Annotated in this window: 18 protein-coding genes and 5 pseudogenes; 13 read left to right on the top strand and 10 right to left on the bottom strand. The window is 25.3% G+C overall.

All coding sequences use genetic code 4. The features are described 5' to 3' along the window. The first annotated feature begins 9 nt into the window (after nucleotides 1-9). From SKUN_RS07590 to SKUN_RS07550, 8 genes are all read left to right on the top strand, one after another. Nucleotides 10-972, top strand: a complete 963-nt coding sequence (locus SKUN_RS07590) for a DHH family phosphoesterase (protein WP_053391513.1) — start codon at nucleotides 10-12, stop codon at nucleotides 970-972. 2 nt (nucleotides 973-974) lie between these two features. Next, nucleotides 975-1,559, top strand: coding sequence for a thymidine kinase (locus tag SKUN_RS07585; RefSeq protein WP_053391512.1), 585 nt, complete (start codon nucleotides 975-977; stop codon nucleotides 1,557-1,559). Nucleotides 1,560-1,988: 429 nt separating this feature from the next. After that, nucleotides 1,989-3,065 carry a peptide chain release factor 1 gene (gene prfA, locus SKUN_RS07575; protein WP_053391511.1) on the top strand — a complete coding sequence of 359 codons (1,077 nt, stop codon included), beginning with the start codon at nucleotides 1,989-1,991 and terminating at the stop codon, nucleotides 3,063-3,065. Beyond that, complete coding sequence (gene prmC, locus SKUN_RS07570; RefSeq protein ID WP_053391510.1) at nucleotides 3,065-3,925, top strand: peptide chain release factor N(5)-glutamine methyltransferase; 861 nt, start codon at nucleotides 3,065-3,067, stop codon at nucleotides 3,923-3,925. Before prfA ends, prmC begins: the two co-directional genes overlap by 1 nt. A gap of 35 nt (nucleotides 3,926-3,960) precedes the next feature. Further along, nucleotides 3,961-5,385 carry a hypothetical protein gene (locus tag SKUN_RS07565; RefSeq protein WP_053391509.1) on the top strand — a complete coding sequence of 475 codons (1,425 nt, stop codon included), beginning with the start codon at nucleotides 3,961-3,963 and terminating at the stop codon, nucleotides 5,383-5,385. Nucleotides 5,386-5,404: 19 nt separating this feature from the next. Beyond that, complete coding sequence (locus tag SKUN_RS07560; RefSeq protein ID WP_053391508.1) at nucleotides 5,405-5,944, top strand: L-threonylcarbamoyladenylate synthase; 540 nt, start codon at nucleotides 5,405-5,407, stop codon at nucleotides 5,942-5,944. A 487-nt stretch (nucleotides 5,945-6,431) separates the two neighbouring features. Further along, nucleotides 6,432-7,430: a hypothetical protein gene (locus SKUN_RS07555; protein ID WP_053391507.1), complete on the top strand. Its 999-nt coding sequence runs from the start codon at nucleotides 6,432-6,434 to the stop codon at nucleotides 7,428-7,430. A gap of 21 nt (nucleotides 7,431-7,451) precedes the next feature. After that, nucleotides 7,452-10,373 carry an ABC transporter permease gene (locus SKUN_RS07550; protein ID WP_053391506.1) on the top strand — a complete coding sequence of 974 codons (2,922 nt, stop codon included), beginning with the start codon at nucleotides 7,452-7,454 and terminating at the stop codon, nucleotides 10,371-10,373. A gap of 212 nt (nucleotides 10,374-10,585) precedes the next feature. On the opposite strand, the pseudogene SKUN_RS08635 reads toward SKUN_RS07550, so the two are convergent. From SKUN_RS08635 to SKUN_RS09965, 5 genes and pseudogenes are all read right to left on the bottom strand, one after another. Next, nucleotides 10,586-11,146: pseudogene (locus SKUN_RS08635) on the bottom strand (IS30 family transposase); the annotation flags it as partial. 20 nt (nucleotides 11,147-11,166) lie between these two features. Further along, nucleotides 11,167-11,387 (bottom strand): annotated as a pseudogene (locus SKUN_RS07540) (hypothetical protein); the annotation flags it as partial. A 105-nt stretch (nucleotides 11,388-11,492) separates the two neighbouring features. Further along, nucleotides 11,493-11,735: pseudogene (locus tag SKUN_RS08630) on the bottom strand (hypothetical protein); the annotation flags it as partial. Between the two features lie 181 nt (nucleotides 11,736-11,916). Next, on the bottom strand, nucleotides 11,917-12,087 hold the full coding sequence (locus SKUN_RS07535) for a hypothetical protein (RefSeq protein ID WP_235511089.1): 171 nt from the start codon (nucleotides 12,085-12,087) through the stop codon (nucleotides 11,917-11,919). Between the two features lie 179 nt (nucleotides 12,088-12,266). After that, on the bottom strand, nucleotides 12,267-12,416 hold the full coding sequence (locus SKUN_RS09965) for a hypothetical protein (RefSeq protein WP_200902997.1): 150 nt from the start codon (nucleotides 12,414-12,416) through the stop codon (nucleotides 12,267-12,269). A 679-nt stretch (nucleotides 12,417-13,095) separates the two neighbouring features. Here SKUN_RS09965 and SKUN_RS07530 point away from each other — a divergent pair. Genes SKUN_RS07530 through SKUN_RS07515 form a run of 4 tightly spaced genes read left to right on the top strand, consistent with a single transcriptional unit; the run spans nucleotide 13,096 to nucleotide 19,138 of the window. Further along, a complete protein-coding gene (locus SKUN_RS07530) occupies nucleotides 13,096-14,499 on the top strand; it encodes a BMP family ABC transporter substrate-binding protein (protein ID WP_053391504.1) in 1,404 nt (467 codons plus the stop codon). A gap of 16 nt (nucleotides 14,500-14,515) precedes the next feature. Next, entirely contained in the window at nucleotides 14,516-16,081 is a 1,566-nt protein-coding gene (locus SKUN_RS07525) for an ABC transporter ATP-binding protein (protein WP_053391503.1), read from the top strand. After that, nucleotides 16,065-18,224 carry an ABC transporter permease subunit gene (locus SKUN_RS07520; protein ID WP_053391502.1) on the top strand — a complete coding sequence of 720 codons (2,160 nt, stop codon included), beginning with the start codon at nucleotides 16,065-16,067 and terminating at the stop codon, nucleotides 18,222-18,224. The genes SKUN_RS07525 and SKUN_RS07520 overlap by 17 nt, the downstream gene beginning before the upstream one ends. Beyond that, entirely contained in the window at nucleotides 18,224-19,138 is a 915-nt protein-coding gene (locus tag SKUN_RS07515) for an ABC transporter permease (protein ID WP_053391501.1), read from the top strand. The genes SKUN_RS07520 and SKUN_RS07515 overlap by 1 nt, the downstream gene beginning before the upstream one ends. 541 nt (nucleotides 19,139-19,679) lie before the next feature. Here SKUN_RS07515 and SKUN_RS07510 read toward each other — a convergent pair. Next, the gene (locus SKUN_RS07510) at nucleotides 19,680-20,768 is read right to left on the bottom strand and encodes an IS481 family transposase (protein ID WP_053391500.1); all 1,089 of its coding nucleotides are present in this window, start codon (nucleotides 20,766-20,768) and stop codon (nucleotides 19,680-19,682) included. A 117-nt stretch (nucleotides 20,769-20,885) separates the two neighbouring features. Between SKUN_RS07510 and SKUN_RS07505 the strand changes: the two genes are divergently transcribed. Beyond that, nucleotides 20,886-21,296 carry a lipoprotein gene (locus SKUN_RS07505; RefSeq protein ID WP_053391499.1) on the top strand — a complete coding sequence of 137 codons (411 nt, stop codon included), beginning with the start codon at nucleotides 20,886-20,888 and terminating at the stop codon, nucleotides 21,294-21,296. 11 nt (nucleotides 21,297-21,307) lie between these two features. On the opposite strand, the pseudogene SKUN_RS07500 reads toward SKUN_RS07505, so the two are convergent. From SKUN_RS07500 to SKUN_RS07485, 4 genes and pseudogenes are all read right to left on the bottom strand, one after another. Next, a pseudogene (locus SKUN_RS07500) lies at nucleotides 21,308-23,441 on the bottom strand (spiroplasma phage ORF1-like family protein). 11 nt (nucleotides 23,442-23,452) lie between these two features. Next, the gene (locus tag SKUN_RS07495) at nucleotides 23,453-23,689 is read right to left on the bottom strand and encodes a hypothetical protein (protein ID WP_053391498.1); all 237 of its coding nucleotides are present in this window, start codon (nucleotides 23,687-23,689) and stop codon (nucleotides 23,453-23,455) included. Further along, entirely contained in the window at nucleotides 23,689-24,066 is a 378-nt protein-coding gene (locus SKUN_RS07490; RefSeq protein ID WP_053391497.1) for a hypothetical protein, read from the bottom strand. Before SKUN_RS07490 ends, SKUN_RS07495 begins: the two co-directional genes overlap by 1 nt. After that, a pseudogene (locus SKUN_RS07485) lies at nucleotides 24,059-25,071 on the bottom strand (hypothetical protein). The gene SKUN_RS07490 and the pseudogene SKUN_RS07485 overlap by 8 nt, the downstream one beginning before the upstream one ends. Between the last annotated feature and the right edge of the window lie 280 nt (nucleotides 25,072-25,351).

Genomic DNA, 25,351 nt, shown 5'->3' with positions numbered 1-25,351 from the left:
GGAAAACAAATGCAAGATTTAAAAGGAATTATTTTACAAAAAATTAAAGATTATAAGACAATTATTTGTTTACGTCATATTTCACCAGATGGTGATGCATATGGTTCAGCATTTGGATTAGCACAATTCATTAAAGATAATTTTCCAAATAAGATGGTATTAGTTGATGGTGCACCAAATGATTTTTTATCCTTCTTAGCAACACCCGATCTTCTTCAAGCAGAAAATTATAAAGATGCATTAGTAATTGTTACTGATACAGCTAACACTGAACGAATTGATAGTAAATATTGGCATAAAGCAAAAGAAGTTATTAAAATTGATCATCATCCTAATGTTACGCCATTTGGTGATATACAATGAATTGATGAAACTAAAATTGCAGTTTCAGAAATGATTGCTGAGTTAGTTTTAACATCAAAATTAATAGTAACACCAGAGGCAGCCAAATTAATTTTTACTGGAATTGTAACAGATTCAAATCGTTTTATGTATAATAAAACTTGTTACAATACTTTTATGTTAGCAGGGCAATTAGTTGCGACAGGTTTTGATTTGCAATCAATTTATCAAAATTTATATGAAGAATCATGAGTTAATCTACGCTTTAAAAATTATTTGTTATCGAAAGTAGTTATTTATGATAAAGAAATTAGTTATGTTAAGATAACTGATGAAATGTTAAAAGAACATAATATGAGTTATGAGACTGTTAAACCATGGGTTAATATTATGAGTAATATTAAAGAATTTAAAATTTGAATGTTAGTAATTGAAAATAAAGCAGAGGGTTATATAAACCTTAGCATTCGTAGTAATACTTATATTATTAATAAAGTAGCAGAAAAGTACTGTGGTGGTGGTCATCAGTTAGCAAGCGGTGCAAAAATTTATCAGTGAGAAGATTTAAAACAAGTTTTAAAAGACTTAAGTTTTGTAATTAAAAATAACATTAAATATATGGGAGGTTAAGAATGTATTTTTTAAATAGTAAAGCTCAAATAGGCTGAATAGAAGTTATCACTGGTTGTATGTTTGCTGGAAAAACCGAAGAGTTTATTCGCCGTCTAGTTCGCCTAGGTTATGCTAAATTTGAAATTCAAGTTTTTAAACCAACAATTGATAATCGTTATAGTGAAAACCAAGTTGTTAGTCATAGCAAAAAAGCAGTTGAAGCAATATCAGTTAAAAATTCTGAAGATTTATTAACAAACCTTAAACCAACAACAAATGTTGTTGGGATTGATGAAGTCCAATTTTTTGATAATAATATTGTTAAACTTGCTGATTCTTTAGCAGATAAAGGAATTATTGTTATTGTTAATGGTTTAGATAAAGATTTTCGAGGTGAAGCTTTTATTAATGTTGAACAATTAATGACACGAGCAGAAGAGGTTAAGAAATTGCATGCAATTTGTGTTAAATGTGGAAATTTAGCAAATAGAACCCAACGTTTAATTAACGGGAAACCAGCTAATTATTATGATCAAATTGTTTTAATTGGTGAAAAGGATAAATATGAAGCTCGCTGTCGTCATTGTCATGAAGTAACATATTAATAATGTAGGAGGAAAAAATGTTAACAAAAAGTGGATTAAATGTTGAAGTTTATTTTATTGTAAATAGTAAGCCCAAAAATATAAAAAAATTAAAGATTATTTTGTTGAAAATTTGCCAATTAATTCCATAATAATAATTTTAGAAGACTTATTAATTAATGAAAATGACAATGTGATTGTTAATGGTAATGTTTTTTAAATTAGCCAAAAATTATTCATAAACATTCCATTAAAAAAACATTTGAAAGTTGCGAATATCGTTTAACTTTAGTTGAACAATTAAAAAATTTACCCAAATTTCAAACATTAATTTTAAATTAGTAAAAAGTCATTAATTATTATGATTTTTTTATTATAATGAATTAAGTTAACCATTATTATTTAAAATATATTATAATTGTTAAGTGTCTAAAAAAAGAGGTGAAGCAAATGAATCAAAAAACAATTGAACAATTAGAAACGATGTTAAAGCGGTGAAATTTAATTAATGAAGAATTAACAAAACCAGAAATAGTTAATTATGTAAAAAAGTTAACTAGTTTAGCAAAAGAAGAAGCACAATTAGAGGAAACTGTTGCTTTATACTTAAATTATAAAAATGTTTTAAATAATATTAATGAAGCAAAATTAATTTTAGAGACAGAAAAGGATTATGAGTTAATTGAATTAGCAAAAGAAGAATTAAAAATCTCAGAAATAAGAAAAGAACAACTTACAACAGAGTTAAAAGTAATGTTATTGCCAAAAGATCCTAATGATGATAAGAATGTTATTTTTGAAATTCGTGGAGCAGCAGGTGGTGATGAAGGAAACATTTTTGCTGGTGATTTATATCGAATGTATATAAAATACGCAGAACAACAACATTGAAAAGTAGAATTAATTGAAGCAAATGAATCAGAAGCAGGTGGCTTTTCTACAATTTCCTTTATGGTTAAAGGAGATCGTGTTTATTCAAAAATGAAATTTGAATCAGGAGCACATCGTGTTCAACGAATTCCAAAAACAGAAAGTAAAGGGCGAGTACATACATCAACAGCAACCGTTGCTGTTTTACCAGAAATTGAAGAAGTTGATTTTGAAATTAAAACTGCTGATTTAAAAATTGATACTTACCGTGCTTCAGGAGCAGGGGGACAACATGTTAATACAACTGATTCAGCTGTTCGAATTACTCATCTACAAACAGGAGTTGTTGTAACTTCCCAAGATGGTCGTAGTCAACATGATAATAAGGCATTAGCAATGCAACATTTACGAAGTAAATTATATGAAGAAAAGCAACGTAAAATTAATGAAGAGCGTGGAACATTAAGAAAAAATGCAGTAGGAACAGGCGACCGGAGTGAAAAAATTCGAACATATAATTATCCTCAAAATCGGGTTACTGATCATCGTATTAATTTAACACTACAAAAATTAGACCAAATTATGGAAGGTAATTTAGATGAAATTGTAGTAGCATTAATTAATGAAGAACAAAGATTGAAAATGGAAGGAAACTAATGACAGTTAATGAATTAATTCAAAAGTCAGAAGATTATTTGAAAGACTCGAATAATGCTAATTATCTTGCCGATATTAAAATTTTAATAGCATTTTTTTTGAAAACTTCATTAGCAAAATTATATGCAATTCAAAATGATAAAATTAATTTTAAGATTGATGATTATTGGCAACAGTTAATAGCATATCGTAATGGAAAACCAATCCAACATATTACTAATTTACAAAATTTTTATGGATATGATTTTTATGTTGATTATAATGTTTTAATTCCTCGCTATGAAACAGAAGAATTAGTTGATAATATTAATATTATAATTAATGAAATATTGCTTAATAATGGTGATGAACCATTAACTTTAATTGATATTGGAACTGGGAGCGGAGCAATTGCAATTAGTTTAGGCTTAGAAAATCCAAGTTTAATAATTTATGCTAGTGATATTTCTACTGAAGCATTAAAAGTAGCAAAAAGAAATATTAAGCAGTTAAATTGCAAAAATGTTAAATTATTGGAAGGTAATATGCTAGAACCATTTATTAAAAATAAGATTAAAGTTGATCTGTTAGTTTGTAATCCACCTTATATTTTAAAGAATCAAAATATTAGTAATCGTGTTAAAAATTATGAACCACATGTTGCTTTGTTTGGTGATATTGATGGCCTATATTTTTATCGAGAAATTTTTCAAAATTGACAAAAGGTTGTTAAAAAAAATGGCATTTTATGTTTTGAACATGGTTATGACCAAAAAAAATATTTAGAAAAATTAGTAAAAGAATATTTTCCAAATCAAAAATATTATTTTCAAAAAGATATAAATAAAAAATGACGAATGTTATTTATTAATATTTTGTAGTAAAATAAAAGGAACTTAAGTGTGGGGTGCAGGATATGGAAGATAAACTTAAAAATATTAAAAGAACTCGCATTATTAGTATTGCTTTTTTATTAGTTTTATTTATTATGGTTCCATATTTTACTTTTATATATGTATCACATAGTGATCAACTTTTAAAAAAATACTTTAATTTTATTGCAACAGTACCTAAGGATGTGTTAACAACATTTACAACACCTAATCTACCAAATGAGTTTTTAATCTTTGGTTTGCCATATATTGCATTAGGAACATTAGCGGGTGCCATTATTAGTATTGTTTTTTACATTCATCATCAGAAACGAACAGTTAATTTTAATAATAGAATGTTATTAATTGGAACAGTTTTTATTATCTCTTTTTTATTTAGTGCTTGTTTATTATTTTCACTTGCAGAATATTATTATGATTTATTTACAGAGTGATGTCGTTCTTTAAGAGGTGGTTATACTGGTCCCGAGTTTGTTAAAAATATTCAAGATATGATTCATAAAGATATTTCAAATCGAGATGCAATTGTTAAAGCATTAATTAATTTAGCAACAGGTCCTTGTACAAACAATAAATATCCATTAACATGAATTGGTTTTAATGCTATTTGATGAATTACAGGATTACAAATGATTTTTATTATTTTTATTATGTTGAAAGTTAGTTTTAAATTAGAATGATTATTAAATGATAATATTAATCCAACTAAAAAAGAAGAATTATTTGTTTTAAAAGATACATTTAATCAAAGTCGTCTTAAAAAGTTTATTAGTCTATATTTAATTCCAAATGAATTTAATATTTCACTATGAGTCGTTTTTTTTTCAAGTATGGTTTTTATTCCCCAATTTGTTTATACAATTATTATTGGCAGTAGTTTTACTGATGCAAACCGGTTTTTTTTATTTTCTTACTTTTATCCACAATTAACAATTAATGCTATTATACCGAATACAATTAGTATTTTAGATAAACCAAATATTGATTATTTTGAGATGACAATGAATATGCCCGGATCAGGAATTTTTATTAGTGTTGTATCAATTGTTTCTTCTGCTTTAATTATTTCAATGTTATTTGCATTTACTTTTGTAATGTTGAAAAAACCAAATTTAACTAAAAAAGGTTTTATTAGTTTTTATGTTAGTTTTTTAATTGTAACTGGGACTTCACTAGTAATGTTTCTGGTTTCTCAATATGAATTAACAAAAGCAGTTGATTATTGAAATAGTCAAAGTGATAATTTTAAAGAAACAGTAATGGAGCCACTTTTTAAAACAACACATTTAGATTACTTTTGATTACAAGGAAATGAATTATTAGCAAGTGGTATTCTATTATCTGCTTTCATTACTGTTTTATCAATTATTGCTCTTTCACATATTTCAAAAATTAAAAGTAATCATATTAGCAATGAACAAATTAAATCAAATTCAAAGGGTTCATAAGAAAGGGGGCTAATTATATATGAAAGTATATACTGTAAAAGATCGCAAAGAGATTATTGCTGGTTATTTAGCAGAAAAAGTTATTATTGTTCCAACAGATACTATTTATGGTATGACGTGTATTATTAGTTCATCAGTAGCAAAAGCGAGAATTTTTAAAGTTAAAGGACGATCAGAAAAAATGTATTTATCAGTTATTGTTAGTTCAGTTCGTATGGCGAAGAATTTTATTGACTTGCCACGTGATGATTTAAAGCTCTTTAAAAAGAATGAAACTATTACTATAATAGCTAACATAAAAGATGATATTAATAAGCTTTATAACATTACAGAAGATAATACAATTGGGATTAGAATTACAAAATCAAAATGATTAAAAAAAATTATTAATAAGGTTGGGCCAATTTATGGGACAAGTGTAAATATTAGCGGTCAAAATTATGCTAAAGAATTTAATGATCTTCAAAAATTTAATGTTGATATTATTGTTGACGCTGGTTATTTAGATAATCGTCCTTCAAAGATTTTTAATTCTTTAACAAAAGAATTTATTAGATAAGGAGGCAAAAAATGGTAAAAAAATAAATGAAAAACAATGATTATGATATTGAATTATTAATGTTATTGTTTTATGTATCTTAATTTTGTTAACATGTATTTTTACTGTTTTATTTATTATTAATCAAGAAAAATATACTGTTGCTTTCTTAATTACAATCTTATTTTTATGTGTATAAGTTATTGGTTACTTTATGTGGCATTTCTTTTTTATGAATAAAGATAATCTTCAAATTGGGACAAGAAAAATAATGAGGTACTATCGTAAAAAAAGATGATGATGGTAGCAATCCATCCTTAGGAAACAAGGAAGAAAAAATTAAAAAATTAGAACAAAAACTTGCGGATTTAAAGAAATAACACAATGGTTAATTTTAGAAAATAATAATATCATACCAAATTACATTTCATAATGCAATTTTTTTTATATTTTTTTTAGAAATATGATATAATTTTAATATAAATAAACGAAGCAGGAGGACTACGCGATGTACATCAATCCATTCGAAAGAATGAAAAATATGAAATTAAATACTTATGAAACAAATACAATAAATATGAAAAGTAATGGCCGAAATATAAATTTATTACAAGGTAAAAATGAAGATGGGAAACTGACAGGAGACTTTCTAAAGAATAGTAATCATAATATTAAAACTGATGAACTTAAGATTGATGGAATTACATTATCAAGTTTTGAAATTATTCGTGATTTAATGAAAATTTTTAAAGAAAAAAATAACGAAATGCAATTTTTCTTAGCAATTATGGATAAAGGAAATTGTGATTCAATGTCTGAAATTGCTACTTCTTTTTTTTCAATGCCGTTTGTTAATATTGATTTATTACGTATTGAATTATATGCTTCACCGTTTTTATTTTTACTTAAAAAAATTATTAAGGGACTACCCAAAGTTAGTTTAGAGGATAAAAAAGTTTTATGAGATCGTGTTAAATTATTTGCACGAACTTTAAAACAAAGTGAATCATTAGAACAAGTTAATGATTTTAATTCAATTGTAATTGTTAATGAGTTAGAATTTGATGATCCATTAGAGTATATTAGAAGAGAATTTGAAGAAATTTTACGTGCTTATGACATCACAGAAAATATTGTAGTAATTTTTAATAATATTGATTTAGTGGGATATGTTAAATTTAAACAAATATTTATATTAGTACAAGCTATTTTTAAAGGAATTTTACAGTTTAAATTTATTGCTGGATTAAATCTACTTTTAATTGAAACTTATGTTAAACAGATGTATGGCAATTATGCAACAGACCAATTGGTTGCGCATGAAGTTAATGCTTATAACAAACGATATATTATTAAAAATGAAAATGATAGTGTCTTTACTAAAGAACCAACAAAAGAAGCAGCCGATTCTTACCATCTAATGTCACCTTTTGATTTTGTTGAAACAGAAGATAAAGATGATGAAACAATTGGCTTTGATTATTGAGCTATGCGCGGTGGAAAGTAGATAGAGGAGAGGATAATTAAAATGTTTGTGTTTTTAGTAATATTAGGATGAAGTTTAATTATAATTGGAGCGATAGTTCAAATTTTTACTGCTATTTTAAACTTTTTGGTAATACAATCTGTTGCGCTTCCATCAATTTTAAATTCAATGAATGATATTTTTCAAACATCAATTTTTAAACAAGAACAAATTTTAAGTTATTTGACAGGAGATATTTGAGGATACACAATTATTTCTTTAACAATTTTTGTTGCATTATTAGTTATTACACTAATATCACTTCAACTGCATCGTGTTAAAAAAGGACAATTAATTGCAAAGCCATATATTAAATTGATATTTGTTACATTAATTATTGCAGCATTAATTTATGGAAAAGTAGCAGTATTAATATTAGCAGCATTAATGTTTATTGGTTTATTGTTTATTGAATCATCATTATTTGATGTTGAGTCTTTACAAAATTTTGTTGAAGAACGAAATATGATTGTTATTTACCACCAAGATAAAAAACTTGAAAGAGAGGTAAATAAAGAGGGAAAGTATCATGGAAGCGCAACTTTGGAAGTTGACGCGACTATCGCAGGGATCGGAGAAACCGAAAGAGATTTCAAAAACAATGATTACGCAAAAGAGGATGATAGTAAAAAGTTATCTTATCAAAAATCAAATTCGATTTTTTCATCAAATGAATTAAATAATTTATTTAGTTCTAATAAAAATGATGTTGATGAACATGAATTAGCAAATTTAATTAATGATATGACACAAACTATGATAAATCCGCAGAAGCCAGCGGTTTTTGAAACAAAATTAAATACAACGGAAACTGATTTAAAACAAAGTAAATCAAAAGAATTATCAAAACCACCAGTTGTTAATGAATTTAAACAACAAGAAAAATCAAACTTGAAATCAGACCATTTAGAAGATCAAAATTCAGCAAATGATCCTCTACAAAATGAACGAGTTGAGGAAATTCCTGCTCCATTCTTGGATGTAAAACCAAATGATGATATTAAAAGTTTTGCTGATAAAATAAGCGCTGTAAATGAAAATGATGATTTTAATGCAGCAGAAGATGAAAAACCAAATTTTTCTTTTTTAGATGATGAATTTTTGAATTCATTATGAACATCAGAGAATCCAATGACAAGAAAACAAAAAAAACTTTATAATAAATGAAGTGAAATGTATCAACAAGCACTTAATATTAAACAAATGGTAGAAGAAGAATTAGAAATAGCAGAAGTAAAACCTAAATTTATTAAAAAGAAATCTAAAATTTATAATGTTCTTGCTAAACAAGCAAATGGATTAGTAAGAAAATTAAAGTTAGAACCAAAGCATGAATTAAAATTAATGCGTATTGATGAAATATTTAGTAATAATTCACAAGCCACAGTTGATTTTATTAATGATCAAATTTTAGCAACAGATAATAATTTAATTGATAATGTCTTGAATGATAACATTAATAAATCATCAGAAAATATTAGTTTAGAAATTAATAATTTTAATAATGTTGTAGATAATGGAAAAACAAAAAAAGATATAGAAATTATGAATAAGAATATTAAACTAGCAAACCAAGAATCACAACGGACAGGAATTATATTTATTCCATCTGATCATAATATTGATAAATTAAAAGGAGAATTATTACCTGATATTAAAACATCAGATGATGAAGAAACAAAAACAGATAATATACCAGATAATTATGATTATCATTTTGCCGAACTAGCCGGATTAGATGATTCACAAGTTGAGCATCTTGATGAAATTGGTTCATTTGCAAATGAATATAATTATGATGATGAAATACAATCTTCTGAAAACAATGAGCTTTCAGACCTATCAGTTGAACAACAAACAGTAGAACAAATAGAAAATAATATGGCAACTTTAGTTGAAGATGAAATATTAATAACTAATGAAGTAAAACCTGAGCATGAGGTAAAAAATGATGCAATTAATTTAGAATTAACTCCTGAGCCATTAGATACAACAGAACCAAACAATGTGGGAACAGATATGTTTAATATCTCAATGAATGAAAAACAAAATACTATTTTAACAGAAACAGAAGATAGTGTACCTGCAGAAATATTTACAACAGATGTTAAAAAAACAAATCAATTAGAAGTTAACGCAGATGAATTAAATAAGAATAAAATAGAAGATCATCAAGGTCATTTATTACATGATGTTGTTACAAATGAAACAAATAAATCGTTGCAATCAGAAATTCGACCAATTTTAAAAGACGAAGTATCGTATAGTTTAGATGAATTAGATGATAAAATTATGAATGGTGATTTTTCAAATTTAGATGATGAAGTAATTGAATATTTTAATCAGGAAAAGCCAGAGCCAATTAAGGAAACACCATTTGTAGAAGAACCACCATTACAACAAGTTATTTCAAATGATTTTGAATATCGTTTTGAAAAAATTGAACAATTAATTAAAGATTGAATTAACTTACACACAACACACACAAAAACATTAGGAGAAGTGCAAAATCACTTAAAAAATTTAACTTTAAAAGTTGAATCGTTAGAGGCAAAATCTGCTGATTTTGCAAAAAAAATTAACGATTTTGAAACTAAAAAATATATTAAGCATCACGGTGTTGTACCAATTGATCAATTTTATCCTCAAATTAGTGATATTAACTTAGTATCAACACGTTATAATTTATATAATAAAAAAAGTCATTTTAACACATATGGTGTTGCTAAATCAAGTGAAAGTTCATATGGTTTGGGTAATTATTATCGAACTAAAAATAGTAATTTATCTCAAGAAGAAATAAGTGCAAATAATAATCAATTTGCTGATTATAATCATCTTAATTTGCATAATATTTCTAAATATACTAAACAAGATATTCCATTTGAAACAAATTGTCCATTTTGTAAAAAAAATAACAAATAAAAATTATTATTTTATTGATTAATATTTAAATAAATTTATTAAATGAATTATGTAAAATGAAGTGCAACAAATCTTTATTAATTAAATAATATAATAAAATTTTAAAAAATCAATCATAAATTTAAAAAAATTAAAAATATTTTAATTTTTCTTTTATTTTATCCATATTTAAACACACTAAAAAATAATTTATTAAATTTTAATTAATAAATTTATTTAATATTCTGTAAAAATACTTCTTTTGCTGTTTTTCAATTTAAACACGGTCGAAATTTATCATTTATAACATTAACTACTGAATCTATTCTTTTCTGACTAACATTATTAAAATCAATTCCCTTAGAAAATGAATGTCTGAATTCACTATTCATATATTCAATTAAAGGTTTTTGTTGTGGTGAATCAGCATCACAAAAATACACTTGTTTTTCAGCAAATATTTCCAATTCTCTTCATTTGCTAAATTCTTTCCCTCGATCTGTTATTATTCCTTTAATTTTTCCAATTAAATTATTATTTATAACAATATCTTTAAACTTTTTTCAACTTCCCTAGCAGTATGATTTTCTAATTTTATTGCAAAGTATTTTTTTACTTGATTGTTCTACTAAAACTAAACAACTAGATTGATGGTTTTTTCCAACAACAGTATCCATTTCAAATCACCCAACATTAGAAACTTTATTTTTAATATCTCAAATTGACTTAAAATAAGTTAATTTACTACGATTATCAGATTTTCCTTTTGTTTTAAATTTTTTACCACGATATCGTATTTTTTTTAATCCAAATTTACTGTTGAACCTAAATTGTTATATTGTGTTGATGTCACATGAATTGCATAAATCGATAACTTAATAACCATAAAAAAGACTAAAAAATAAGCAATCGATGTATTTGTCATAGGTAATTTGTATTTCAAATTACATCAAAAATAAACAAAAATATATTAAAAACAAAACTAAAAATCTTGTATCAATTACTATTATTATTTTTAACTAATAATTTAATCATCTTTCCTATTTCCTTTCTCTTTTTTAGGTTTTAAATTCTTTTTCAGAATATCAATATCAAATAACTCCAATCGCTCTTTAACACTTAATTTTGTAATTTCCGACAAATAATAACTGATAACGAATTATCTCAAATAAATTGAACTAACCGAAAAGCGTTTAACTGATAAAAAATATTTTTTCACAATCATCACACAAAATAAACACACTGCAAAGCAAACAACAATCAAAATACTAAACCAACACAATACCAAGAAATTATCCAAAATAATAAATTAACCAAACTAAACAAAAGCATTGAACCACTAATATAACAATAGTTTTTAAAGAAAAATATAAACTTTTTCATTATTTAAAATACCCAACTATCTTAAAAACCATAAAATACTATTTAATTTTTAACAATAGTTATTAAAATATAAAATCATAAATTTATAATTAAGTTGATATTATTATGGTTTTCTATCTGTATAAATTATTTTAAGTAGAAAGGAGAAATAAAATATCGAAGAAATAATAAATTCATTTTTCTATTTAATAAATTCATTTTTTACAAATGTAATACCATCTATTTTTTGATTATCATTAATGGTATCACCAATTAAAACAATTATTTCACTAATAATAATTTTTAAATTTATTATTTGAATTTTTAATAAATTAACAAATTTATAAATATTTTTATACAGAGAGAAAACCATAATAATACCTTAAATATAATTAAATTGATATTTTTACACTATACACTTTTTACAATTTTTTAAAAAAGTAGGTGTATTTATTAAATCACATATAAAAACTAGTTTGCCACAGTTAAAATACATGATAAATAATAAATACTAAAATCATTTAACCATAACACGGAAAAAAATTTAAGATTTTAAATAATACAAAATATAGCAAATGGAATTAATATAATTCACACATCACCCAAAACCATTATCTCAGGTAAAATATTTGTTATACCTTCTTTAACTTTTCATAATGCACTAGATAAACCAGTTCAAATACCAGTCATACCCTCAGACATAGTTTTAGGTGTAGGTGCTGTTAAAAAATTAACCGCCGTTGTTTTAAATACATACCTAAAATTATTTTTTATCGTCCTTTCTTTAAATTTATTTTTTCTTTTTTTCCTTGAATTTGTTTATTTTTTTGAGAAATTGATAAACCAATTCAAACAAAAATCCCTAATAATAACAACACTAAATATTGTCGTTAATCAAGTTGGCATAATATATCTACTTTCAAAATTTTTAAATGTCGCGTCACGCTCTGCGTGTTCGCTACGCTCAAAATAAATAATATTGAATAAATTAACGCTAATAAATTACGTGGATAATTTATTTATTTTTTTTTACATTATTAATTATTATCTTATTAACAGTATTAATAACATTATCTTTTCCATACTTTTTACTAGCGACCTCAAAATAAAATAATGTTTCTTTTTAATAAAAAATCAATTCCTTTCAAAGTTGATTTATTGAACTTCGATTACACGAAGCCTTTAACTTTTTTTTATTTAGAGAAAATAGTTTTTTTCTTTTCATTCGTTTAAAAATATGTTAAAAATAAATTAGCAATGAGATATTACATTGTTAGGATATTAAACATAATAATTTAAGTATGAAAGGAAATATTCAATTGCGGAATAATAATTAATTAAAAAATATAATTTATTAGTAATAAAAGGGAGGAAATAAACAATGAGAAAATTGCTCAGTGTTTTTGTAGCAGCAACTTTGCTAAATGGTTCAAGTCTTTTTCTTGTTGCATGTGCTAAAAAATATTATTTTGATAGTAATATTTGAGTTATTACCGATGCTGGTATTGTGACCGATGCATCGTTTAATGAATCAGCATGAGATGGAGCAAGTAAGTACGTCATTTCACAAAAGGATAAAGAAATTTTACCATCAGAGTGAAAAAAAAGTCACTATAGAGCTAGTTATTATGAACCAGCAAGTCAAACACCATCTGACTTTAAAACAGCTTATTTAACAGCATATATTGCTGGCGCAAAAACATTAATTTTGCCAGGTTTTGCGCATGGTAATACCGTTGGATGAGCTGCAGAAATAGTTGATAATTTAATTTATATTGATGGAAGTAGCCAAAATATTCATTTAGGAATGGATCCCAAAAAACCATTAGCAAAAAATGTTGTTGGAATAAGTTATGAAGCTGAATCATCGGGATTTTTTGCAGGAATTGCAACAGCATTATGATTAAATGCTAATCAAAGCAAATATCCTTCAGGTTTAAAAATATCTACATATGGTGGAATGGATAATCCTGGCGCTGTTTCAAATTATATGTGAGGATTTTTAGTGGCTGCTGATATTTTTAATGCAATCATTAGTAATAGCAATTTGCCAAACTTATTTAACATTAGAACAGATCTTTTAGCACAAGTTAAAAAAATGAATCCAGCAGTAACTGCTTTACAAAAAATTGAAAAAGTACAAAATGTTATAAAAAATAATGAATCATGATTTTCACAATCATTTGAAATTGGACATGGGAAAGATATTTCAGATGAATTACTTTCTCGTGGAGCAAGTATTATTTTCCCTGTTGCAGGTTCTCAGACCCAAGATACTATTGGCCGAATTAAATATAATAAATCACCAGCTAAAGTTATTGGTGTGGATACAGAACAATCTAAAATTTATGGAGAAGACATAATCGTAACAAGTGCCTTAAAAGAAATTGCAACTTCAACTCAAGAAGCTCTCAAGAATATTTATTCAGATAAATGTGGTTATTCATCTAATAGTAATACTTGAGACAATAATCATGTGACAGCGGAATGTTGAATTAATACTGATCAATCATCAATTCAGCATCCAACTTGGACAGGGATTGAAACAACAAAATTAATTAATGAAGATACTGTTAATTTTATTCATAATAAAACTGATGATTTAACAAATGATACAGCATTTGATAAAATTATTAAAGTATTACAAGATGTTTATTCCCGAGGAATTGATGATGTGCCTCCTGTAGCAGCAAAGGTATTTACAACAACATTAGTAAATACTTATCAAAATAGTGATACATTGAAAACTTATATTTTAAATGCAATTGAAACCGCTTTGCAATAGAAGGAAAGGACATAATATGAAAAAAAATAATGAATATGCAATAGAAATGAATAATATTATCAAGGTCTTTGGTGATTTAATTGCAAATGATGATATTACCTTAAAAGTAAAAAAAGGTGAAATTCATGCTTTAATTGGCGAAAATGGAGCAGGAAAATCAACATTAATGAGTATTTTATTTGGTTTGTATGAACCAACAAAGGGAGAAATCCTTATTAATGGAAAACAAGAATATATTAATAATCCTATTAAAGCAAATCAATTAGGAATTGGTATGGTTCATCAACATTTTAAATTAGTTGATATTTTTACTGTACTTGATAACATTACATTAGGATATGAACAGTTAAAAGGGAAAGTATTTTTAGATCGTTCAAAAGAAGCACGTGATATTGCTCAAATTGCAATTAAATATAATTTGCAAGTTGATTTTCGTTCAAAAATTGCAAATATTTCAGTTGGAATGCAACAACGAGTTGAAATTTTAAAAATTTTATACCGTGGAGCAGATATTTTAGTTTTTGATGAACCAACAGCTGTTTTAACACAACAAGAAATTGAAGGCTTATTAAATATTATGTTAGATTTAAAAAAAGATGGGAAAACAATTATTTTTATTTCCCATAAATTAAATGAAGTGAAAAAAATTGCTGATCGGGCAACAGTTATTCGACGTGGAAAAGTTGTTGAAAATTTTAATGTGCAAGATAAAAATGAGAAAGAAATTGCTGAAGCAATGGTTGGCCGTAATTTAGTTGAAATTAAAAATTCAGGGCAAGCACCACTAGAAGAAGTTTTATTAAGAATTGAAAATTTATCAGTAAAGAAAAGAGGCCTAACGCGTTTGATGGCTTTAGATGATTTTAATTTAACCGTTCATGCAGGAGAAATTGTTGCAATTGCTGGAGTAGAAGGAAATGGGCAAACTGAATTAGTAAATGTTCTAACCGGATTAGAAAAAGGATCCTATGGAGAAATAATTTTTAATGATATTAATGTGACCAAAAAAAGTATTTATGAACGCTATAAAAATGGAATGTCTCATATTCCTGAAGATCGTCAAAAATATGGTTTAATCTTAGAATTCAATGTAATTGATAATGTTGTTTTACAAAATATTAATCAAAAACCATTTTCAAATTATGGTTTATTAGATAAAGGAGCAATTCAATTATATGCTCAACAAATTGTTAATAAATATGATGTACGAGGTGGAAATTCTGGTTTTGCTGTTACACGCAGCTTATCAGGGGGTAATCAGCAAAAATTAGTTATTGGGCGAGAACTATCACGACCACATAATATTTTAGTTGTTGTTCAACCAACAAGGGGTTTAGATGTTGGAGCAATTGAATATGTTCATAATAAAATTTTGGAAGAAAAAGCACATGGGAAAGCAGTCTTATTAGTTTCATATGAATTAGAAGAAATTATGAGTTTAGCTGACCGTATTGTTGTTTTACATAATGGACGCATTACTGGTGAAGTTACTGGAAATAAAATTAAACGTGAAGAAATTGGTTTAATGATGGCAGGAAAATATCATAAGAAAGGAATAAAAATTAATGCAAACACAAATTAAAAATTATGGATGATTATTAAAACAGAAAACAAGAATTTTCTTTCGTTCAAATGAATTTAAAACTAAAATAAACTATTTTAAGGCATCTATTTGTGCAATTATTGTAGGAGTTCTGATTAGTTTTATTATTATCGGTGCAAATTCATCAGACCCATTATTATTTTTTAGTTATGTTTTTCGACTAGCTTTTCACCCATTATTAAAAGATTCGACATTAACTTATTGAGCAATTTATATTGTTGCGGGATTATCTGTTGCGGTTGGTTTTAAAGCTGGATTATTTAATATTGGTGTTCCTGGACAAATGTTATTAGCAGGTAGTATGACAATTGTTTTAGGTTTAAAGAATCCCACAATTAGTCAAGTAGCTGGAGTAATTGGAGCTTTATTTATTTCAATTTTTGTTGGTGCAATGTTAGCAACAATTGCTGGGGCATTAAAAGCTTATTTTAATATTCATGAAGTTGTTTCAACAATTATGTTAAATTGAATTGTTTGGTATGTTATGAAATGAATGTTTATGAGTCCAGCGCATGGGATGTGAAATTCAAATCAAAATTCAACAATTGATATTGTTACAACAGCCCCAAATTTTAATTTAGCATTGAATGGGCAATTATGAATTATTCCATTTATTATTGCAATGTTATTATTAGGAATAATTATTTTTATTATGAATTATACTGTTTTAGGTTTTCGAATTAAAGCGGTTGGAAAATCAAAAAATGCTTCTTTATACGCTGGAACAAATGTTAAAGCATATACTATTGTTTCAATGGCATTATCAGGTGCTTTAGCAGGCGTGTTAGGAATGTTATATTATATGACACAATCAACAGTATTACAATTTACAACTGATGCATTACCGGTTGTTGGTTTTGATGCAGTTGCTGTTGCATTAGTTGCTTTTACAAATGGGTTTGCTATTTTACCAATTGCTTTATTATGAGGAATTATTAAAACAGCTGCTTTGCAAGCAACGCAATTACCTGATTTTCAAATGTCAAAACAAATGGGACAATTGATTTTCGGAATCATTATTTATATGTCTGCAATTTCTACATTATTTATTTACTTTAAATCGTTCTTTTGATTGCGTCGTTGATTAAATATTCAACACAATGTAGAATGAAAGCAAGAATATAATAAATATCAAAAACAAATTAAGAACTATCAAAAACAAATTAAAAATACTAATAAAATATATCGAATTAAAATGCAAGAATTAAAAAAAGAAGTAACTAAAGAAGAAATTAAAGCATATCGGAATGAAATTAATGATCAATTAACGTTATATGCCGGGAAAATTACCACTTTAAAAACAGAAATTTGTTTTTTTGAAAATTTAAAATATAAGGAAGCAACAAAAATTGGGCAACGTGGTCTTAAAACAAAATATAAATTAGCAACATTTATTGCCCTTGGCTCCGCATTAGACTATTTTGTACAAGTGAAAAATGAATATTTATTAAAAAAACAAGAAATTAGTTTTTTAAAAAATAATTATTATCAAGCCGTATGAAAAGTAAAAGGGCAAGCAAAACAAGAATTATCACAGTTTTATAATTTGCCGAAAAAAAAACTATATGCTAAATTATCACATTTACAGTCGCAATATGGTGATTTAGTTCTAAAGAAAGAGGAAGCTATTAAAAAATTACGTGAAAGTTATTATCCTATTTTTAATCAAATTCAACAAAAATATGAAAATGATTTTAAAAGATTGCAAAAAGAAGAAGCACTGATTACTAAAAAATTAAATCAAGAAATTAAAGCATTAAAATGCCAACAACGTCGTGAAATTTATCAATTTAAAATAGCAAATTATCAAAGTAAGAAAAAAATTAAATGGGAATTAAGAATAATTAATCGTCAAGTAAAAGCAGATGTTAAGATTCAACAGGAAGTGGCTTTGTTAAAACAAAATTTAAAACTGCAATTAAAAGATATGAAACAACAATTTAATCTTGAATATCAAGCTATGCGCAAAAAACATAAAAGAGAGATGCCACAGTGGAAAAAGGAATTAAATCAAAAATTAAAACATATTCGAAAAGTTGTTTCAGAAGATAATAAAATTTTAAAAGCAGAATATCATCGTCAAAATGCCGCTTATCAAATGCAAAAAGGAGGAAAAAAATAATGGAAGCAGTTTCACAATTATTTGCTAATGGTTCAATTCTTTTTGCAGTATTGTTAATTGCGGCAATGGCTGGTTTGTATTCAGAACGCGCAGGAGTTGTTAATATTGCTATTGATGGAATGATGATCATTGGTGCGTTAGTTTATGCGTTACTTGGTAAAGTATTATCACAATATGGTAATGGAATGCAAATTATTGCTTTATTAATTGCCACAATTTGTGGTGGGACTTTTGCCTTATTACATGGTTTTGCTTCAATTACTTTAAAAGCACAACAAGTAATTTCTGGAACAGCGTTAAATTTATTAGTAACTGGAATCGGATTATTTTTTGTAAGCATTCCATCCTTAGCGGCTGGAAATATGATTCAAACAGGTTTTAGTACAATTGGGGTTGATTCATATCAAATTATTAATATTTTCTTAATTATTGCAATTGTTTTAGTAGGCTTTACCTTTATTTTCTTTAGATTTACAAAAACAGGACTACGCTATGTTGGATGTGGTGAGAATCCTAATGCAGTTGATGCAGCTGGAATTAATGTAATTAAAACAAGATATAAGGCAGTTATTATTTCTGGATGCTTAGCAGGCCTAGCAGGGGCAATGTTTACTCATTATGTTTCTGGGCAATTTCGTGGTGATGTCCAAGGACAAGGATATATTGCCTTGGCAATTATGATTTTTGGGCAATGACGAATTCAATATATTACATTGGGAGCGGTATTATTCAGCTTTTTAATTGCTTTAGCAGGAACATTATGACGTTTTGCAGGTTGAAATATTGCTGATCCATCAAATCAGTTATTAAAAATTTTACCATTTTTCTTTGCATTAATAACAATGGTTATTTTTTCAAAATATTCAAAAGTACCAAAAGCATCCGGAATTCCATTTGATAAGTCATTACGATAAAAACAACCGATATCGGTTGTTTTTATTTATATTTTCTTATTTTTTCTATAATTAATGTATTCTGAGGATATATTCTGTAAAAAATAAGGAAAAAAACTATTTATGAAAAAACTATTCATTATTTTTAGTGTTCTAGGATTATTTACCACTGTGTAGTATACTATACTTCATACATTTTAAAGATTACAAGAAAACTAAAAATTAGTTTAAATACAAAAACTTAATAATTTAAAATTATTTAATTAAGCGGAGCTGCTGGATTCTTATTTGGAAAAATGAAAGAAGCAATGGTTGGTACAGTTTATTATGAAATTTTTATTTGTGATCGTCATAAGTAAGAATTAAATTAATATAAGGAAAAAAGCAGTTGATTTTTTTTAATTTTTGTAGTATACCACAGACATTTTAAAGATTACAAGAAAATAACAAAAATAATAAAAATATTTATTTATAATATAAAAATATCATAAAATAAATAAATAAAAATATAAAATTAAACAAACTAAAAATTAGTTTAAATACAAAACTTAATAATTTAAAATTATTTAATTAAACTATTCAAAAAGTTAAATGGTGTCTGAAAATTTAAAGACTTATGAACTCTTTCAAAATTATAAAAATAATAATAATCATTTAATTTATTCTGTAAACTAACGACATTTAATATTTTTTCTTCAAATACAAATAATTTAGTATAATTTTGATGAAATCTTTCAATCTTGCCGTTTGACTGTGGAGAACGAACGGGTGTTGTCTGATGAAAAATATTTTTATCTGTTAAAAATTGAGTAAAATTAGTTTCTTTAACATTATTTTTTTGATTATTCCGATAATTATTAATAAATTCAGAACCGTTATCAGTTCTAATCCGTGTTATTTTAACACCAAATATATTTTTAAAATCACTAATTGCTTTTTTAACAGAATCAATAGCATTATCAATACTTAATTTATCATAAACATATCTTAATGCTAATCTTGTTTTTTCATCAATAAAATCATAAACATAATACTTTTTATCAACTGGAAATTTACTTGGTACAAAATATTTAGCGTCCATCTGTAATAAACCTATTTCTTTAACTTCATATCTTGGATGTTGTTTTTTAATTTCTTTAATTTTATTTTTTATTTTTAATCATCTTTCATCTTTTTTAAGTCAACGAAAAAATGTTTTTAAATTTTTTGGTGCTTTATTTTTTAATTCTTCTCCATGAATTCCTTTTTTTAAATTATAAAACAAAGATAAAACACCACCAGCACACTTATTACAATATTCAAAATATAAATCACAAATATTTTGACGAACATCTTTACTATATTGATAATTAATATTATTAGGAATTGTTGACTTTAATAACAATTTATTAAAATCATTATTTTTATATGCAATTAAAATTCTATTCGCTCAATAATAAAAAGTTGAAAACTTATTTTTAAAATATTTTTTAATTAAATCTTTCAACAAAAATTTATCATTATTAATATAATAATCATTACACAAATTAATATATGAAAATATTTTTTGTTTTATTTTTTTATAATATTTATTTTTATAATTTTTACTTAAAAAATTTTTTAATTTTGCTTGTAAATCAAACAAATTAAAATTATTAATAATATATTTCATTAATTTACACCTACCATCAAAAATATATAAAATTAATATTTAATACAAAATAATTAATATATGATTGATATATAATAAAATCAATTATATATAAAACAATAAAAAGGAACAATATATATGAAAAAATGAATAAATATTTTAGGAACAATCGGATTAACAGCAACAATCACAACAACACTAATCAGCTGTGAAAAATCTGAAAAACCAAATAATAATAAAGAAGAAAATAAATCAATAACACCAAAGCCACAACAACCACCAGAAGGTAGTAATTGAAAATTAATAAATTATAATAATGTTGATATATATGATGAAAAATATTATTTTGGAATTGGAAATAATGGTCTTAATGATTGAATATCTTATGGTCCAATAAAAGGAAAAGAAATATGGAAAGTTGGTGTTAGTTTCTTTCTTTCTTGTAAAGCAATTTATCGTTGAGATGGTAATGGTGAACCTGAGACACCAACAATTAACGAAAACACTGGTGAAATTACTGACTGAAAAGAACAAAAAGGAACTAAATAACAGTTCCTTTTTTATATTAATCGCACAAATTTCATAAAAATAATTAATAAAAAGATATTTGTTATTGTACTATACAATGCGGGATTAAATTTTCATACTTCGAATATTTGACTAAAAAAACTATATACTGTCTCAAAAACCTTACCAACACCACTCGCTAACTCGTTAACTTGTTTAACACCAGGAATAGTATTAACAATTCAAATTACGGCATTTTTAATATGAGCACCAAAATCTCATAAACCCTCAGGCGTTACATATTGTATTTGTCATCATTGCTTATCAGGGAATAAACCACCACTATTTATCTCTTGTCAATTATAAATCCCAAAATTAAAATCATAATATCGGTACATATCATTCTCTTTTTGAGCTTGCAATTCAAAAACATTATAACCGATTTTTTGTTCTTCAATTTTTTTATATTGCAAACGATATTTATTTTGTAAATCACCACCAAAAACATAACCAGAATTTAACTTAATATCATAATTATTAGCAACTGAAAAATCATAATTAAAAATACTACCATAATTATTAATGGTATAAAACCGATTTTTAAATGCTGAATATAATTTAATATCTAATTGCTTATATTTATCCGAAAAATAAAAATATCGTGGATAAATTTTAAAACCATTATTTACTAATAAACCATATTTTTTATTATAACCTTGAACATAAGTATTATTTTCTAAATCAAAAATCGTACGTAAATAATTAGTATAAAATTTCTGTGAAATCTTAAACATACTATTTAATAATTTATCAAATTGTAATTTATCATCGATATTCTCACTCAATAAAATATTATTAAAATTTTGTAATTTCAAAGCAAAAAAGTTAACTAAAACAGTATCATACTGTAAATTATCAATATATCCATTTTCTATAAATGAACTACGATTTTGAAACACTGGCACCAAAGCACTTGCAAAAAAAGACTGCAAAAAATTAGACAAATCAAAACGACCGTTAAACTGTTGAAAATATCTTAAATCTTTATTATTTATAGATGAATAAATTGAACCATTAAAACTAAAAACTTCACCAGTTCCCGTTCGCATAAAACTAAAATTAAAACTTAAATCATCACTATTAACATTATTTAACTCTAAACTACCCGAAATAATTAAATTTGCTTCATCAACAGTCAAAATCATCCGATAAATTGCTTTTTTAATATTTTTAACATCTAATTCATCAACCGTCTCAAAATCAAAAATTATCCGCTTTGTTCCGACCTTATTCGGATTTTCATAATCCGCACTACCACCTTGTTGAACTCTAATATTTTCTTGCAAAACAGCAGTTAAAGAATAATTAATAAATTCTTTTACAAAATTTTGTTGATAAGTATTTCAATCAGTAATTTCACCAGTGTTTTCGTTGATTGTTGGTGTTTCAGGTTCACCATTACCATCTCAACGATAAATTGCTTTACAAGAAAGAAAGATACTAACACCAACTTTCCATATTTCTTTTCCTTTTATTGGACCATAAGATATTCAATCATTAAGACCATTATTTCCAATTCCAAAATAATATTTTTCATCATATATATCAACATTATTATAATTTATTAATTTTCAATTATCTTGCTTTAACTTAACTCTTGGATAATGATTTTCTTTATAACGCTCAACATTTTCCACAATTTTTTTAGATACATCATACATCTGATATTTTACCGCAAAAGCATAAATAAAATCAGTTAAATCATTTAAAAAATTTTCCTTTTTAACATCATAAAATTTTTCAACCATATATGTATTTTTTCAAGTATCTCACATATTATAAAAACTAAAAAAAGATGAACTTGGTTTATCATAAACAACTCCCGTTGAATAACTATCTTGTAAAAAATCCAAATACCATTTATCATTAAACGATAATTTTTTTGATGTTTTTAAAGTTGGATTAATAAAATAATTTGTCTGCGACCAATTTTCAAAAAAACTACTTCGTAAAAACATTGTATTAATAAAATCAGTTTCATTAATACCTTTATCAGTACTTATTCTCTCGTTTAAGCATATAATGATTCTCATTTAACGGTCTAAACGCCGTTAAAGTAATAAATGGAATAACCAAACCTAAAAAACTTAAAATAAATATGGCAAATAAAGATAACGATTTTTTCATAAATTCAACTCCTAACTATACAATGTTTTTGAAACAATAAACCCAACAATATATAAACTCGATATCGTTAACATTAACGGATGACTAAACAAAACTGCCATTCTACCAAATAATCAAATCAACCAAGTATCAGAATTATATAAATCCATAATAATATTTTTTGCTGATGTAAATTGATTAATAATAACAGTAATAAAACCAGCTCCAAATATAGCAATTGCCGCCACCAATAAAACTAATTTAATCATTATTTAACACCTCTTTTAATTTTTGCTTGTTGTCTAATATTTTGACGTTTAATTTCTCGTTTAACTTGTTGCTTATTACTATTGTGATAAACTTTTTTACCTATTCCAATACCTTTTCGTACGGTTGATGAATATACTTGCGAAACACCATTATTAACTGTTGAACCTAAATTATTATATTGTGTTGATGTGCCGTGAATTGCATAAATAGATAACTTAATAACCATAAAAAAGATTAAAAAATAAGCAATTGACGTATTTGTCATCGGTAACTTTGTATTTCAAATTACATCAAAAATAAACAAAAATATATCAAAAACAAAACTAAAAATCTTGTCTCAATTACTATTATTATTTTCAACTAATAAATTAATCATCTTTACTATTTCCTTTCTCTTTTTTAGGTTTTAAATTCTTTTTCAAAATATCAATATCAAATAACTTCAATCGTTCTTTAACACTTAATTTTGTAATTTCTGACCAATAATATTCTTTTTTATTAACAATTTCATTATTTTTTAAATCACGCACAAATTTTAATCATTGACTATCATACTTATTGGCAAATTCAAGCGGAATAATTATTTTAAAAAACCGAATCCCTAATCCAACATCCGACTTATGTTTTACTCGTTTACCTTCTGCTGTTCGTTCTACTGATTTTGTTTTTCAAATTTCATAATCGGTTATATCTTGGAAAATTCCAATTCGCATAATAAAAAAACGGTTAAAAAAATTAAATCCTTTTTAATAATAGGTTTTTTCAATGAAATTGGAATAATAATCCCACTTGCTAACTGACGAATATTATTTCAAATCATCCCCTCACGCTGAGCAGTAAACAACGCACGATTACCAAAATGTCTCGCTAAAACAATTCACGGTATTTTACCACTATGAACTTTTTTCTCATCGTGAGGACTAGTTCCATCAATATACAAATAACTTTCATCAAATAAAATAACACTATCATCTGGGGGAACTGGTTTTGTTCTATCTGTAAAATCTAAATTTTTAAATGTTAAAACTTTTACTTTATCATCTTCTAACGGATAATTACTATAAATTTTATCTGTCAATAATTTCATAACTTGCGATAAATAAGTTAAAAGTAATGTTTTACCAGTTCCTAATTTACCAATAATTACCGACAACGGATTATATCAAATAAATTGAACTAACCGAAAAGCGTTTAACTGATAAAAAATATTTTTTCACAATCATAACACAAAATAAACACACTGCAAGGCAAACAACAATCAAAATACCAAACCAACACAATATAAAGAAATTATCCAAAATAATAAATCAATTAAACTAAATAAAATCATTGAACCACTAATATAACAATAATTTTTAAAGAAAAATATAAATTTTTTCATTTTACCTCCAATAGTTATTTATAATTAAACTAGTATTATTATGGTTTTTTCTCCCCACAAATCAAAAAATAGAGTGATAAAAATTAAGAAAATTTTAAAAATAATTTCAATATTATTGCCTATTATTGCCTATTATTGGAATTATAAACTTTTTAATCAATCCTATCGAAAAATTAATTACTACAATTAATTTTGTAGAATGAATATTTAAAAATATTAATCAAATAAATGCAAAAGAAATATTTTTTACAACATTATTTATATTAATAATTATTGCATT

The sequence above is a fragment of the Spiroplasma kunkelii CR2-3x genome (assembly GCF_001274875.1).
Lineage (GTDB): Bacteria > Bacillota_I > Bacilli_A > Mycoplasmatales > Mycoplasmataceae > Spiroplasma > Spiroplasma kunkelii.
This window is presented reverse-complemented; position numbering and strand designations above follow the sequence as displayed.